The organism is Nocardia coffeae (assembly GCF_019890715.1).
In the GTDB taxonomy this organism is placed as follows: Bacteria; Actinomycetota; Actinomycetes; order Mycobacteriales; family Mycobacteriaceae; genus Nocardia; species Nocardia jiangxiensis.
Window position 1 is genome coordinate 325,465 of sequence record NZ_JAINZY010000006.1, and the last position, 13,177, is coordinate 338,641.

Genomic DNA, 13,177 nt, shown 5'->3' on the forward strand with positions numbered 1-13,177 from the left:
ATGACAAATTCGGTGGATCGGAGTCGAACGGACATGGTTGCGGTCTCGGCGGGGACGGTGGTGCCCGGCGTCGTGCTGACGCGCCCGGAATGGCTGGCGGAGCGAATCTCCGATATGGGGATCTCGTGGGGTACCGGCGATACGCGGGTCTCCGGCACGTTGTGGTGGTGTATGGCCGCGTCCTCGCTGATCGATCCGGTCGTGGCCGCCTACGCATCGGGGCTGACCGCGCCGGACATGGTTCTGGAACATCTGCGGTGCGAGGTCCGGCCGGACGGCGGAATCGAGCGGGTGTTCCCGGCTGCGACGTCGGGGGATTCGGCGGCGGGGGCGGGCTCGAGCGATGATCGGTCCCGAGAAGGCCGTGGAAGTTGTTGCACCGGAATCGATTCCGGTGCTGCCGAGAGTGTCGCGCGGAACCTCCAGGAGACGTTGGCGCGGATCATCCCCGCGGTCGCCGAGGTCTCCGGGGCGGGAGTGGCCGCGCTGTGGGCGATCGTCGCCGACGCCATCGGTAATCGGGCGATCGACGCGGGCGATGCCGAGGCCGGGGCGCGGCTGGCCGGACAGGTCGCGGGGCGTCTGCCGGTGCCGCGGTTCATTGATGTCGGTGAGCGCACGTTCGTCCGGCGCATCTCCTGCTGCCTGGTGTTCGAGGTACCCAACTGCCAGATGTGCACCAGTTGCCCGAAGCGACCCGCCGCCGAACGACAGGAACTACTCAGCGCACTGGCCGCACGCGGCTGAGGCGTGGCCCGCCTGCGATCCGGGCCCGCAGGCCGGTCCATCGGCGCGAGCACGGCGGGCTCCCGATAGCATGGTCGCGCCGGGGCGCATCCGCGTACCGGCTGGACCCAGGTCCACTCGCGGGAATTCCCCGCAACCGACATTGTGCGGGCAACCGCCCGTGAACACGACGCCAAGGAGAGCGCAGCCGTGACCATCTCAGCCCGCATGACCCCAGCCGCCCTCGTTCGGGTGCCGGCCGGGACGACGGCGGGCGCCGCGGTGCGTGAGGCGGGTCTGCCGACGAAGGGCCCCGACACCGTCGTGGTCGTGCGCGACCCGGAGGGCAACCTCAAGGATCTGTCCTGGACCCCCGACGAGGACGTCGAGGTCGTGCCCGTCGCCGCCGACACCGAGGACGGCCGCAGCGTCATCCGGCACTCGGCCGCCCACGTGCTGGCCCAAGCCGTGCAGCAGGAATTCCCGGAGGCCAAGCTCGGCATCGGCCCGCCGATCAAGGACGGCTTCTACTACGACTTCCAGGTCGATCGTCCCTTCACCCCCGAGGATCTGGCCAAGCTGGAATCCCGGATGAAGAAGATCGTCAAAGGCGCGCAGCGGTTTTCGCGGCGCGTGGTGGAGGTCGAGGACGCGCGCGTCGAACTCGCCGGCGAGCCGTTCAAGCTGGAATTGATCAGCGACAAGTCCGGAATCGACGATCCGGAGGTCATGGAGGTCGGCGGCAAGGAGCTGACCATCTACGACAACCTGGATCCGCGCAGCGGGGAGCGGGTGTGGGGGGACCTGTGCCGGGGACCGCACATTCCGACCACCAAGTTCATTCCCGCGTTCAAGCTGACCCGATCCTCCGCGGCCTACTGGCGGGGTGATCAGTCCCGCGAGGATCTGCAGCGCGTCTACGGCACCGCATGGGAATCGCAGGAGGCGCTGGATGCCCACCTCGCCCTGCTCGCCGAGGCGGAGAAGCGCGATCACCGCAAACTCGGCCTGGAACTGGACCTGTTCTCGTTCCCGGACGAGCTCGGCTCGGGCCTGCCGGTGTTCCACCCCAAGGGCGGCATCATCCGCAAGGAGCTCGAGGAGTACTCGCGGCAGCGGCACATCGACGCGGGCTACGAGTTCGTGAACACCCCGCACATCACCAAGGGGCATCTGTTCGAGGTCTCCGGCCACCTGGACTGGTATCGGGACGGCATGTTCCCGGCCATGCACCTGGACGCGGAGTACAACGAGGACGGCAGCGTCCGCAAACCCGGCCAGGACTACTACGTCAAGCCGATGAACTGCCCGATGCACAACCTGATCTTCCGGGCGCGCGGCAGGTCCTACCGCGAGCTGCCGCTGCGGCTGTTCGAATTCGGCTCGGTGTACCGGTACGAGAAGTCCGGTGTGGTCCACGGCCTGACCCGGGTTCGCGGGATGACCCAGGACGACGCGCACATCTACTGCACCAAAGAGCAGATGCACGCGGAGCTGACCAACACGCTGAACTTCGTGCTTTCCCTGCTGAAGGACTACGGCCTGGACGACTTCTACCTGGAGTTGTCCACCAAGGACCCGGAGAAGTTCGTCGGCTCGGACGAGATCTGGGAAGAGGCCACCGAAACTCTCGAGAAGGTCGCGGGAGCCTCGGGCCTGGAGTTGGTGCCCGATCCGGGCGGCGCGGCGTTCTACGGCCCGAAGATCTCGGTGCAGGCCAAGGACGCGCTGGGACGTACCTGGCAGATGTCGACCATCCAGCTCGATTTCAATCTGCCCGAGCGGTTCAACCTGGAGTACACCGCCTCCGACGGCACCAAGCAGCGGCCGGTCATGATCCACCGCGCCCTGTTCGGCTCCATCGAGCGCTTCTTCGGTGTGCTGACCGAGCACTACGCGGGCGCGTTCCCGGCGTGGCTGGCGCCGGTGCAGGTGGTCGGCATTCCGGTGGCGGAAGCCTTTGCGCCGCACCTGGATCGGGTGATCGAACAACTGCACGACCAGGGTGTGCGCGCCCAGGTCGACCGCAGTGACGACCGCATGCAGAAGAAGATCTTCAACAACACCGCGCAGAAGGTGCCGTTCATGCTGCTGGCCGGGGAACGGGACGTCGCCGCCGACGCGGTGAGCTTCCGGTTCCGCGACGGAACCCAGGTCAACGGCGTCCCGGTGGCCGACGCCGTGGCCACGGTCGTGGACTGGATCGAACGTCGCGAGAACCCCTCACCCACCGCGGACGGATTCGAGATCCGGACCGGTGGGGTGTGATCGGACCCAGCATGGATTCGGAACAGATCGTGGATACCGGCGCGGGCGACCCGGACCGGCTGCAACGGCTGTGGACTCCCTACCGGATGTCCTACATCACCGGTGCGGTCGGGGATCGCGAGGCGCGCGAGCGTGAGACGAAGGAACCGGGCGAGCGGTCCGCGCCCGGACATCCGTTCATCGAGATCCCCAAGATGTCCGATGAGGACGGTCTGGTCATCGCCCGTGGGGAATGGGTTTACGCGGTGTTGAACCTGTATCCCTACAATCCCGGGCACATGATGGTCGTGCCGTATCGGCGGGTGGCCGATCTCGAGGCGCTCACCCTCGAGGAGAGCACCGAGCTGATGGCCTTCACACAACAGGCGATCCGGGTGATGAAGAAGGTGTCCCGGCCCGAGGGCTTCAACGTCGGGCTGAATCTGGGCGGTGTCGCGGGCGGTTCGCTCGCGGACCACCTGCACCAGCACATCGTGCCCCGCTGGGGTGGGGACGCCAATTTCATCACCGTCGTCGGCGGGGTGAAGGTGATGCCGCAGCTGTTGCGGGAGACCCGGGCCCTGCTGGCGGGCGCATGGAAGGAAGACTCGTAGCGTGCTGAGCTTCTTCGGACGTGAGACATTCGCCAAAGCGACTGCGCCGCTGGGCAAAGCGCTGGTGAGTACCGGGCTCACGCCCGATGCCATGACGTTGATCGGCACCGCGGCGTCGATCATCGCCGCGGTGACGCTCTTTCCGCTGGATCACCTGTTCTGGGGAACGATGGTGATCTGGCTGTTCGTCATGTTCGACATGCTCGACGGGGCGATGGCCCGCGCCCGCGGCGGCGGCACGAAATACGGCGCGGTGCTGGACGCCTCCTGCGACCGGGTGGCCGACGGGGCGATCTTCGGCGCGCTGGCCTGGTGGTCGGTGTACAACCAGCACAGCGAACATCTGTTCGCCGCGACGCTCGTGGTGCTGGTGACCTCGCAGGTGATCTCGTATGTGAAGGCGCGCGCGGAGGCCAGCGGCCTGACCGCCGACGGCGGCCTCATCGAGCGGCCGGACCGGCTGGTGATCGTGCTGGTCGGCGCCGGATTCACCGGCATCGGGCAGTATTTCGGCGTCGGCTGGCTGGTCTACGCGGTGTATGTCGCGATGTACATTCTGGCGGTGCTGAGCGTGGTCACGGTGTTCCAGCGGGTGCTGGCGGTACGCAATTCCTCGGGTGCGCGCGATCTGCTCGTATCCAAGGGCGCCGGTGGAACGCAGCCGGGCGCGGCCGAACCCGGCCCGGCGAAATAGGGGGCCGCATGACGGATCTGAAGTCCGCGCTGACCGACAAGGCGTACGCGGCCGGATGGCGACTGGTCCGTGCCCTTCCCGAAGGCACGGCGCGACGGTGGTTCGACCGTGGCGGCAACTGGGCGGGCAACCGCGCGAACCGGGCCGCGCACCGCACCGGCGACCCGAATCAGTTGCGCCGCAACCTGGCCCGAGTGCTCGGCGTCGCGCCGGCCGCGGTCCCCGACGAGTTGATTCGCGCGAGCATGCGCTCGTACGCCCGGTACTGGCGCGAGGCGTTCCGGTTGCCGAGTATGGATCATGCGGCTGTGGGTTCGCTGCTCGTCGAGCAGGTGGAGAACCTGCACGCGGCACTGGCCCGCGGCCGCGGTGTGGTTCTCGCGCTGCCGCATTCGGGCAACTGGGATATGGCCGGGGTGTGGCTGGTGCAGAACAACGGCACCTTGACCACGGTGGCCGAGCGGCTCCAACCGGAGTCCCTGTTCGAGCGCTTCGTGGCGTACCGGGAGAGCCTCGGGTTCGAGGTGTTCCCGCTCACCGGAGGTGAGCAGCCGCCGTTCGCGCAGCTCGCGGATCGCCTGCGGCACAACGGGGTGGTGTGCCTGATGGGTGAGCGCGACCTGACCGGCAAGGGAGTTCCGGTGACCATGTTCGGCGAACGCACCTGGCTGCCCGCGGGTGCTGCCAAGCTCGCCATCGAGACGGGCGCCGCCTTGATCCCGGTGCACTGCTGGTTCACCACCGACGAGTCCGGCCGCGAGTCCTGGGGCATGAAAACCGAAACGGCACTGGACACTTCGGGCGGCGTCGCGGCGGCCACCCAGGCGCTGGCGGATCGGTTCGCGGCCAATATCGCCGAGCATCCCGCCGACTGGCACATGCTCCAGCCGCTGTGGGAGGCCGACCTCTCCGAGGCCCGGCTGGCCCGCATCGCGGCGGCGCAGGCCGGACGCACCGCGGATCCGGTGCAGCACAGGGAGGATCGCGCGGCGCAGGACGCGGTGCCCGGCGACGGTGGGTCATGAGGATCGGCATGGTCTGCCCGTACTCGTTCGACGTACCGGGCGGGGTGCAGTCCCATGTCGTGGAGTTGGCACAGGTACTGATCGAACGCGGGCACCGGGTCAGTGTGCTGGCCCCGGCCTCGGAGGAGACCCAGCTGCCGGACTTCGTCGTCTCGGCGGGCAAGGCGGTGGCGATCCCGTACAACGGCTCGGTGGCGCGTCTGTCCTTCGGACCGACCGCCTACAGCCGGTTGCGGCGCTGGATCGCCGAGGGTGATTTCGACGTGCTGCACATCCACGAGCCCAATGCGCCCAGTCTGTCGATGCTGGCGCTGAAGGTCGCCGAGGGGCCCATCGTGGCGACCTTCCACACCTCGACCACCAAATCCCTTGTGCTGAGCACCTTTCAGGGCGTGCTGCGGCCGTATCACGAGAAGATCAGCGGCCGGATCGCGGTCTCGGAGCTGGCTCGCCGCTGGCAGGTGGAGGCCCTGGGCGGGGACGCGGTGGAGATTCCCAACGGCGTGGACGTGCCCGCGTTCGCGCACGCGCCGCTGTTGGGCGGGTATCCGCGCGAGGGCGGGACCGTGCTGTTCCTGGGCCGCTACGACGAACCGCGCAAGGGGATCGCGGTGCTGTTGGGTGCGCTGCCCGCGCTGGTGCGGCGGCATCCGGAAGTGCAGATCCTGATCGTCGGGCGCGGCGACGAGGAACGCCTGCGGCGCGAGGCCGGGGTACACGCTTCGCATCTGCGGTTCCTCGGTCAGGTCTCGGACGAGGACAAGGCCTCGGCGATGCGCAGTGCGGACGTGTACTGCGCGCCGAATCTCGGCGGCGAGAGTTTCGGGATCGTGCTGGTGGAGGCGATGGCCGCCGGAACCGCCGTCGTGGCGAGCGAATTGGACGCGTTCCGCCGAGTGCTGCGCGACGGCGCCGCGGGCAGGCTGGTCCCGGTGGGTGATTCGACCGCACTGGCCGACGCGCTGAACGAACTGCTCGGTGATCGGCTCCGTCGGCAGGAACTGGTGCGCGCGGCGAATCAGGTCGTCGGGGAATATGATTGGCCCGTCGTGGCCGAACAGATTCTGCGGGTGTACGAGACGGTCACGGTCGGCGACACCCGAGTCAGGACCGCCGGATGATCACTTTCTCCGCTACCACGATTCTCGTCCTCGCGCTGATCGCCGCGTTGATCGTCGCCGCGGGCGTGTGGGCGTACTCCACGGCCAATCGGCTGGACCGGCTGCACGTGCGCGGCGATCAGGCGCGCGACGCGCTCGAGGCGGCCCTGTCGCGACGCGCGGTGGTGGCCCGCACCGTGGCGATCTCGATGGCCGGACCAGCGGCCGATCCGGCGGTGACCGAGCGGTCCAAACGGCTTGTCGCCCTGGCGGATCGGGCCGAACGCGCGGACTGGCGCACCCGTGAGACCGCGGAGAATCAGCTCGCCGCGGCATTGTCGGCGCTGGACATCACGCAGTTGCGCCCGCAGTTGGTGGCCGAGTTGGCCGACGCCGAGGCACGGGTGCTGATCGCGCGACGCTTCCACAACGACGCGGTGCGCGACACCCTGGCCCTGCGCACCCGCCGCCCGGTGCGGCTGCTGCACCTGGGCGGTACCGCGCCGCTGCCGACCTACTTCGAGATCGCCGAGCGCGTCACGGCCGCGGCGACCACCGGACTGGATGTGGACACCGTGCGCACCTCCGCGCGGGTGATCCTGCTGGACGAACAGGATCGGGTGCTGCTGCTGCGCGGTCACGACCCCCGGACGCCGGACATGCCGTTCTGGTTCACCGTCGGCGGCGGTATCGAGCCGGGGGAGACCCTGCGCACCGCCGCGGTCCGCGAACTGTGGGAGGAGACCGGATTCGCGCTGGACTCCTCGCTGCTGCGCGGTCCGCTGTGGCGGCGGGTGGCGGTGTTCCCGTTCGACGGTGAGCTGATCCGCTCCGAGGAGTTGTTCTTCGTCGCGCGTGCCAAGAATTTCACCCCGTCGGCGGCCGATCCCACGACCTGGGAACGGCACTGCGTGACCGCCGACAAGTGGTGCACGCCCGAGGACATCGCCGAACTGGACCACCAGGGCGAAGCGGTGTACCCCTTCCACCTGGATCAGCTGCTGCCCGAGGCGATCGCCGCATCCTCCGCGATGACCGATCCCGAGGTCCGCTCCATCCGCTAGGCCGCCCGGCACTGGCTCGCCGATCGGGCGGCAACTGCTCACGGAGTGTTAACCAGCCGTGGTGATACCCATTATGTTCGCGCTCACGTCCGCAGGACACTGTGTGGCAGTCGGATCGTGTGGGTAGTGAGAGTTGTCGGTGGACATGGTGATTGACCACGGAATTGCGCGGAGCCATCGGCTCGGCGGAGTGTTACCGGATGAGCGCGGCCGGTTCGGGCGCTACGGCGGGCGGTATGTCCCCGAGGGGCTGATGGCCGCACTGCTGGATCTGGAACGAACCTATCTGGCGGCCAGGAACGATCCGCGTTTCATCGCCGAACTCGACGAACTGCTGCGCGACCGAGTGGGGAGACCGACTCTGCTGCACCGGATTCCGCGGTTCGCCGGAGCGTTGCGGGTGCCCGGTGTGCGGGTCTACCTCAAGCGCGAGGACATGACGCACACCGGCGCGCACAAGATCAACAATGCGATCGGGCAGGCGCTGCTGGCCCGGCGGATGGGCAAACGCCGGATCATTGCCGAGACCGGTGCCGGGCAGCACGGCGTCGCGGTGGCAACCGTGTGCGCGATGCTCGGTCTGAGCTGTGTGGTCTACATGGGCGCGGACGATATGGCGCGGCAGGACTCGAACGTCGTGCGGATGCGGCTGCTCGGCGCCGAGGTGCGCGCGGTGAGCACCGGCGGCCGGGGCCTGAAGGAGGCGGTCAGCGAATCGGTGCGCGACTGGGTGGCGAATCTGGACACCAGTCACTACGTGTTCGGCACCGCGGCCGGGCCCGCGCCCTATCCGTGGATCGTGCGCGAATTCCAGACGGTGATCGGCCGGGAATCGCGTGCCCAGATCCTGAAATCCGAAGGGCGACTGCCGGATTACGTGCTGGCCTGTGTCGGCGGCGGGAGCAATGCGGTCGGCATGTTCCATCCGTTCGTGGACGATCCGGGCGTGCGGCTGATCGGGGTGGAGGCCGCCGGGCGCGGGGGGCACGAGCATGCGGCGACGTTGAATTTCGGTCGTCCGGGCGAGGTCGACGGCTCGTACAGCTATCTGCTGCAGGACGAGGACGGTCAGATCAGCCGCACCCACAGCATTGCCGCGGGTCTGGACTATCCCGGTGTCGGGCCGGAGCTGAGCCATCTCAAGGACGCGGGCCGGGCCGTGTTCGGCACGGCCACCGACGCGCAGGCGCTGCGCGGGCTGCGCGCGCTGAGCCGCACCGAGGGGATCCTGCCCGCCCTGGAATCCGCGCACGCCCTCGGCTATCTGCTGGACGTGGCCGACCGCGGTGAACTGCCCCCGGATTCGGTGGTCCTGGTGTGCCTGTCCGGTCGCGGTGACAAGGATCTGCACATCGCCGCCGACGGGCTGGATGCCCTCGAATCGGATCTCAGAACGTGAACTTGTTGCCGTAGGCGGTGGTCTGCACGCTGCCCTGCGGCGTGGCGACGGTGGTGGTCACGAACGGGACCGCCTCCACGGGTGAGGCGCACTGGGCGACGTTCACCGCGGCGTTGGAGAAGGTCAGATGGTAGGGAAACCGGGTGTTGCTGTCGAGGGCGGCGGTCGCGGTGGTCGCCGTGGTGACCTGGCCGGGCGCGATGGTCGCTTGCAGGACCTCTTGTACGCCGAGCAGACCGGCGACATTGGGTGCGATGCCCACGGCGGACGAGCTGCTGTTGGTGGGTGGCGAGGTCGTGGTGGGGGTCGGGGTCGTGGTCTCTGCTGCGCTCGTGGTGGGCGCTGAGCTTGTCGTGGGTGTCGGCGTCGTGGTGGCTGCCGCACTTGTGGTGGGTGCCGAGGTTGTGGTGGGTGCTGGTGCTGTGGTGGCTGCTGCGCTGGTGGTGGGCGCTGGGCTCGCGGTGGGCGCTGCGCTGGTCGTTGGTGCTGGGCTCGCGGCTGGTGCCGAGGTTGTGGTGGGTGCTGGTGCTGTGGTGGCTGCTGCGCTTGTCGTGGGTGCTGGTGCTGCAGCGGCTGCTGGGCTCGCGGTGGGTGCCGGGCTCGTGGTGGCTGCTGCGCTCGTGGCGGGTGCCGGGCTCGCGGCGGGTGGGTTGCTCCCGATTCTCCGGGCTGCCGCGCTGGATGGGCTGTTGATCGTGAGGCTCGGGGTGATGCCGGCGGTCAGGGCCTGATTGGGCTCGATCCCCACCTGGACGCCCCCGGCCGTGCTGACCCCGCACCCCAGCAGGAATCCCGCGACCGCACTGCCGGAGATGATCGGAACACCGGTGACCGCGACCGAGTAGTTCCCGCTCACCTGGGTGGCGTGCGAGAACGTCATGAGGTAGCTCGGGGTCCGATCGCCCGGCGGGGCCACTCCGATGCGATCGACCGAGGCATGCAGATGTAAACCCGATCCATCGACATCAGCGGTGGTGATGGTCTGCGCGTTTCCGAGCCGGGCGCCACCGGCCCACAGGCCGAGCACCAGCACACTTGCCGCGGCAAGGGTGGCGGAGCGTCGCATAGCGGGATCCTGTTCTCGAAGCGGACGTGCACAAATGCGGTCTTTCGGAGAGCGAGGCGTGCTGCTATCAGCTGGAAATCATAGGTGACTCGAGCGGTAAATCCCTGGTGGTGGACGGGCGTGCCGGAGGCCGATTCCTATCCGTCGGCTCCGCGGCCGTTCGCGCCCGCGGCCGATGAAAATCTGTGAGATGCCTCATCTTCCGCTAGGGTCGAGGCGCGGTTCGCCGTTCGCCGCACGGCGGTGAATCGGATGTGTGGAGGTGAACGCCGTGACCATGTCATATCTGCTGCACGACTTCCTGTTGCCGTATCTCGGTGAGGAAGCCGCGACCTACTGGGCGACGCTGTTCGTCATCGATCCGGCGGGGTGATCGCGTAACGACGCGGTAGCCGGATGCGGCTCAGGGGCCGGATGGGCAGTCCAGTGGTCTCCGACTGGCTATGAAGTGGCCTGATCGGGCCGCCTAGAATCGTGTCGTTCGATCATGAACGATCCGATTCGCCCAGCACCCAGGAGTTAGCCGTGACGACGCCCGAAACCGCCCCGACGACCGGTACCGCCCGCGTGAAGCGCGGTATGGCCGAGATGCTCAAGGGCGGGGTGATCATGGACGTGGTCACGCCGGACCAGGCCAAGATCGCCGAGGATGCCGGTGCGGTGGCCGTGATGGCGCTCGAGCGGGTTCCCGCCGACATCCGCGCCCAGGGCGGCGTGTCCCGGATGAGCGATCCGGACATGATCGACGGCATCGTCAACGCCGTGTCCATTCCGGTGATGGCCAAGGTCCGGATCGGTCATTTCGTGGAGGCGCAGATCCTGCAGAGCCTCGGCGTGGACTACATCGACGAGTCCGAGGTGCTGACCCCCGCGGATTACTCGCACCACATCGACAAGTGGAACTTCACCGTCCCGTTCGTGTGCGGCGCGACCAACCTCGGCGAGGCGTTGCGGCGAATCACCGAGGGGGCGGCCATGATTCGCTCCAAGGGTGAGGCCGGCACGGGCGATGTGTCCAATGCCACCACGCATATGCGCAAGATCCGCGACGAGCTGCGGCGGCTGAGCTCGCTGCCCGAGGACGAGCTGTTCGTGGCCGCCAAGGAACTGCAGGCTCCGTACGAGCTGGTCCGTGAGGTCGCCGCGACCGGCAAGCTGCCGGTGGTGCTGTTCACCGCGGGTGGTATCGCCACTCCCGCCGACGCCGCGATGATGATGCAGCTGGGCGCGGAAGGCGTGTTCGTCGGCTCGGGCATCTTCAAGTCGGGCGATCCGGCGCAGCGCGCGGCGGCCATCGTCAAGGCGACGACCTTCCACGACGATCCGGATGTGCTGGCGAAGGTGTCGCGTGGTCTGGGCGAGGCCATGGTCGGCATCAACGTCGAGGAGATCCCCGAGCCGCACCGCCTCGCCGAGCGCGGTTGGTGATCGGCGATCTGATCCGGTTCTGATCGAGCCCCGGCCCCATGTGGGTCGGGGCTTTTTGCTGTCATCCGGCCTGTTCAGCGCGTTTCTGATCGGTCCGCTTGTCAAGCGGAACAGTGATCCGTATCGTTAACGGAGCGAGGTTCCGATTTATGGAAGATGTCGAAAGGACCGATGAACGATGCCGCAGACGACCCGTCCGAGTTTCGGAATCATGACCGCTCCCCAGCAGGTGGACTATTCGGACATCCAGCGAGTGTGGCGGGAGGCGGACGGGATCGAGCAGATCGAGCACGCCTGGCTGTTCGACCACTTCATGCCCATCGCCGGAGATCCGGACGGCCCGATCTTCGAGGGCTGGACACTGCTGTCCGCACTGGCCGCGCAGACCTCCCGGTTGCGGCTGGGGCTGCTGGTGACCAGCAACCGGTTCCGGCCACCGGCCGTGCTGGCCAAGATCGCCGCGACGGTGGACATCGTCTCGGGCGGCCGCCTGGACTTCGGCATCGGAGTCGGCTCGCGGCCCGACATTCCCACGGCCCGACGCGAATACGACGGGCACGGCTTGCCGTACTACGACACCGCGCACGCGGTCGGGAGTTTCGCGGAGGCGTGCACGGTGATCCGGCGGCTGTGGACCGAGGACGAGCCGTTCGATTTCGATGGTGAATACATCAAATTGAGTGGGGCGCTGGGCAATCCCAAGCCCGTGCAGCGCCCGCATCCGCCGATCATGATCGGCGGCCGTGCGGCCGCGACGCTGCGCGTGGCCGCCGAGCATGCCGATCTGTGGAACATCCCCGGCGGCGATATCGCCGACGCCGTCCAGCGCAGCGCCCTGCTGGATCGCTACTGCGCCGAGATCGGCCGGGATCCGGCCGCGATCACCCGCTCGATCTTCCTGCCCGTGTCCTATGACCACCCCGAACGCACCCGGGCCGCGGTCGACGAGGCGCTCGAGGCGGGCTTCGGGCATATCGTGCTGGGGCTGTCGAATCCCTATCCGGCCGGAGTCGCGCGCTGGATCGCCGAGGAGATCATCGGCTCGCGTGCCGAGGTGCCCGCGCCGACCGGTGCCTGAACGAACCCTTCCGAGATGTTCTGTGCCGGAACTTGTTTCACCTGGAATTCTGGTCTCGGACCTGCAGGGCCGGACGGTCGCGGTGGTCCCAGGCGACCAGGATGTCCGGCTCCTCGTGCGCGTCGCGGCGGTGCCGCAGCAGTGCGGCGACGATGAACGGCTCGGCTTCGGCGCGGCGCAGCGCCCCCTCGGACAGGCGGAGCTCGACGGTCAGATCGAAACTCAGCCCTCGATCCAGCAGCATCGGACCCGCGACGAGCAGAATCGTCTCCGGGTTCGCGGAAATCGTTGTGGCGCGGGCGGATCTGTCGGTGCTCTCGTCCCAGAGGGCGGGCAGCCAGCGACCGCGCTCGCGCAGCGCTTGCAGCACTTCGCGATTCAGGCCCGCATAGTCGAACCAGGCTGTGCGGTAGGACATCTCGTCGCGACCGAACTCCAGGCGCAACGACGCCGGGCGGACGTAGTCGTGCAGTGACACCGTCGCACAGGCCCGGCCTCGGGTGCGGATCCGGTCGGCGACGATCTCGGCGAAACTCAGCGGATCCGCCGGATCGGCCCCGTCCACGGCGACAACCGCGTATCCCGGCAGCGCGAGGGCTCGGTCCAGCACGACCTCGACCAGCGCGTCCACGGTGACAGGGGAGAAACTCGGCACCGGACCATCATGCCGGGCGGCCGGTTTCGCGGAGAGTCGGCCATCGGCGTGGGTTCGCCATCGCTTAGCCTGAGCACGGCG

13 protein-coding genes and 1 pseudogene are annotated in these 13,177 nt (G+C 68.2%); 11 read left to right on the plus strand and 3 right to left on the minus strand.

The annotated features are described in order from the left end of the window. The first annotated feature begins 33 nt into the window (after positions 1 to 33). From K7711_RS23590 to trpB, 8 genes are all read left to right on the plus strand, one after another. Positions 34 to 747, plus strand: a complete 714-nt coding sequence (locus tag K7711_RS23590) for a (2Fe-2S)-binding protein (RefSeq protein ID WP_235747631.1) — start codon at positions 34 to 36, stop codon at positions 745 to 747. Between the two features lie 207 nt (positions 748 to 954). Beyond that, the gene (thrS, locus tag K7711_RS23595; RefSeq protein WP_222971786.1) at positions 955 to 2,994 is read left to right on the plus strand and encodes a threonine--tRNA ligase; all 2,040 of its coding nucleotides are present in this window, start codon (positions 955 to 957) and stop codon (positions 2,992 to 2,994) included. An 11-nt stretch (positions 2,995 to 3,005) separates the two neighbouring features. After that, a complete protein-coding gene (locus K7711_RS23600; RefSeq protein ID WP_222971612.1) occupies positions 3,006 to 3,587 on the plus strand; it encodes an ATP adenylyltransferase in 582 nt (193 codons plus the stop codon). A 1-nt stretch (position 3,588) separates the two neighbouring features. Continuing rightward, positions 3,589 to 4,281: a phosphatidylinositol phosphate synthase gene (gene pgsA / locus K7711_RS23605; protein WP_222971613.1), complete on the plus strand. Its 693-nt coding sequence runs from the start codon at positions 3,589 to 3,591 to the stop codon at positions 4,279 to 4,281. A gap of 8 nt (positions 4,282 to 4,289) precedes the next feature. Next, positions 4,290 to 5,306: a phosphatidylinositol mannoside acyltransferase gene (locus K7711_RS23610; protein WP_222971614.1), complete on the plus strand. Its 1,017-nt coding sequence runs from the start codon at positions 4,290 to 4,292 to the stop codon at positions 5,304 to 5,306. Then, positions 5,303 to 6,427, plus strand: coding sequence for a glycosyltransferase family 4 protein (locus tag K7711_RS23615; RefSeq protein ID WP_222971615.1), 1,125 nt, complete (start codon positions 5,303 to 5,305; stop codon positions 6,425 to 6,427). The genes K7711_RS23610 and K7711_RS23615 overlap by 4 nt, the downstream gene beginning before the upstream one ends. Then, positions 6,427 to 7,470: an NUDIX hydrolase gene (locus K7711_RS23620; protein WP_222971787.1), complete on the plus strand. Its 1,044-nt coding sequence runs from the start codon at positions 6,427 to 6,429 to the stop codon at positions 7,468 to 7,470. Before K7711_RS23615 ends, K7711_RS23620 begins: the two co-directional genes overlap by 1 nt. 145 nt (positions 7,471 to 7,615) lie before the next feature. Next, positions 7,616 to 8,869 carry a tryptophan synthase subunit beta gene (trpB, locus tag K7711_RS23625; RefSeq protein WP_222971788.1) on the plus strand — a complete coding sequence of 418 codons (1,254 nt, stop codon included), beginning with the start codon at positions 7,616 to 7,618 and terminating at the stop codon, positions 8,867 to 8,869. On the opposite strand, the gene K7711_RS49335 is transcribed toward trpB, so the two are convergent. Beyond that, complete coding sequence (locus K7711_RS49335) at positions 8,859 to 9,131, minus strand: MspA family porin (protein ID WP_372460184.1); 273 nt, start codon at positions 9,129 to 9,131, stop codon at positions 8,859 to 8,861. The two genes, trpB and K7711_RS49335, sit on opposite strands and share 11 nt — an antisense overlap. A 23-nt stretch (positions 9,132 to 9,154) precedes the next feature. Between K7711_RS49335 and K7711_RS49340 the strand changes: the two genes are divergently transcribed. Beyond that, entirely contained in the window at positions 9,155 to 9,562 is a 408-nt protein-coding gene (locus K7711_RS49340; protein ID WP_372460185.1) for a hypothetical protein, read from the plus strand. A gap of 10 nt (positions 9,563 to 9,572) precedes the next feature. On the opposite strand, the pseudogene K7711_RS49345 reads toward K7711_RS49340, so the two are convergent. After that, positions 9,573 to 9,935, minus strand: a pseudogene (locus K7711_RS49345) (hypothetical protein); the annotation flags it as partial. 525 nt (positions 9,936 to 10,460) lie between these two features. Between K7711_RS49345 and pdxS the strand changes: the two are divergent. Then, a complete protein-coding gene (gene pdxS, locus K7711_RS23635) occupies positions 10,461 to 11,363 on the plus strand; it encodes a pyridoxal 5'-phosphate synthase lyase subunit PdxS (RefSeq protein ID WP_222971617.1) in 903 nt (300 codons plus the stop codon). 178 nt (positions 11,364 to 11,541) lie between these two features. Beyond that, on the plus strand, positions 11,542 to 12,441 hold the full coding sequence (locus tag K7711_RS23640) for an LLM class flavin-dependent oxidoreductase (RefSeq protein ID WP_222971618.1): 900 nt from the start codon (positions 11,542 to 11,544) through the stop codon (positions 12,439 to 12,441). 37 nt (positions 12,442 to 12,478) lie between these two features. Here K7711_RS23640 and K7711_RS23645 read toward each other — a convergent pair whose 3' ends face one another. Next, a complete protein-coding gene (locus tag K7711_RS23645; protein WP_222971619.1) occupies positions 12,479 to 13,096 on the minus strand; it encodes a nucleoside/nucleotide kinase family protein in 618 nt (205 codons plus the stop codon). Between the last annotated feature and the right edge of the window lie 81 nt (positions 13,097 to 13,177).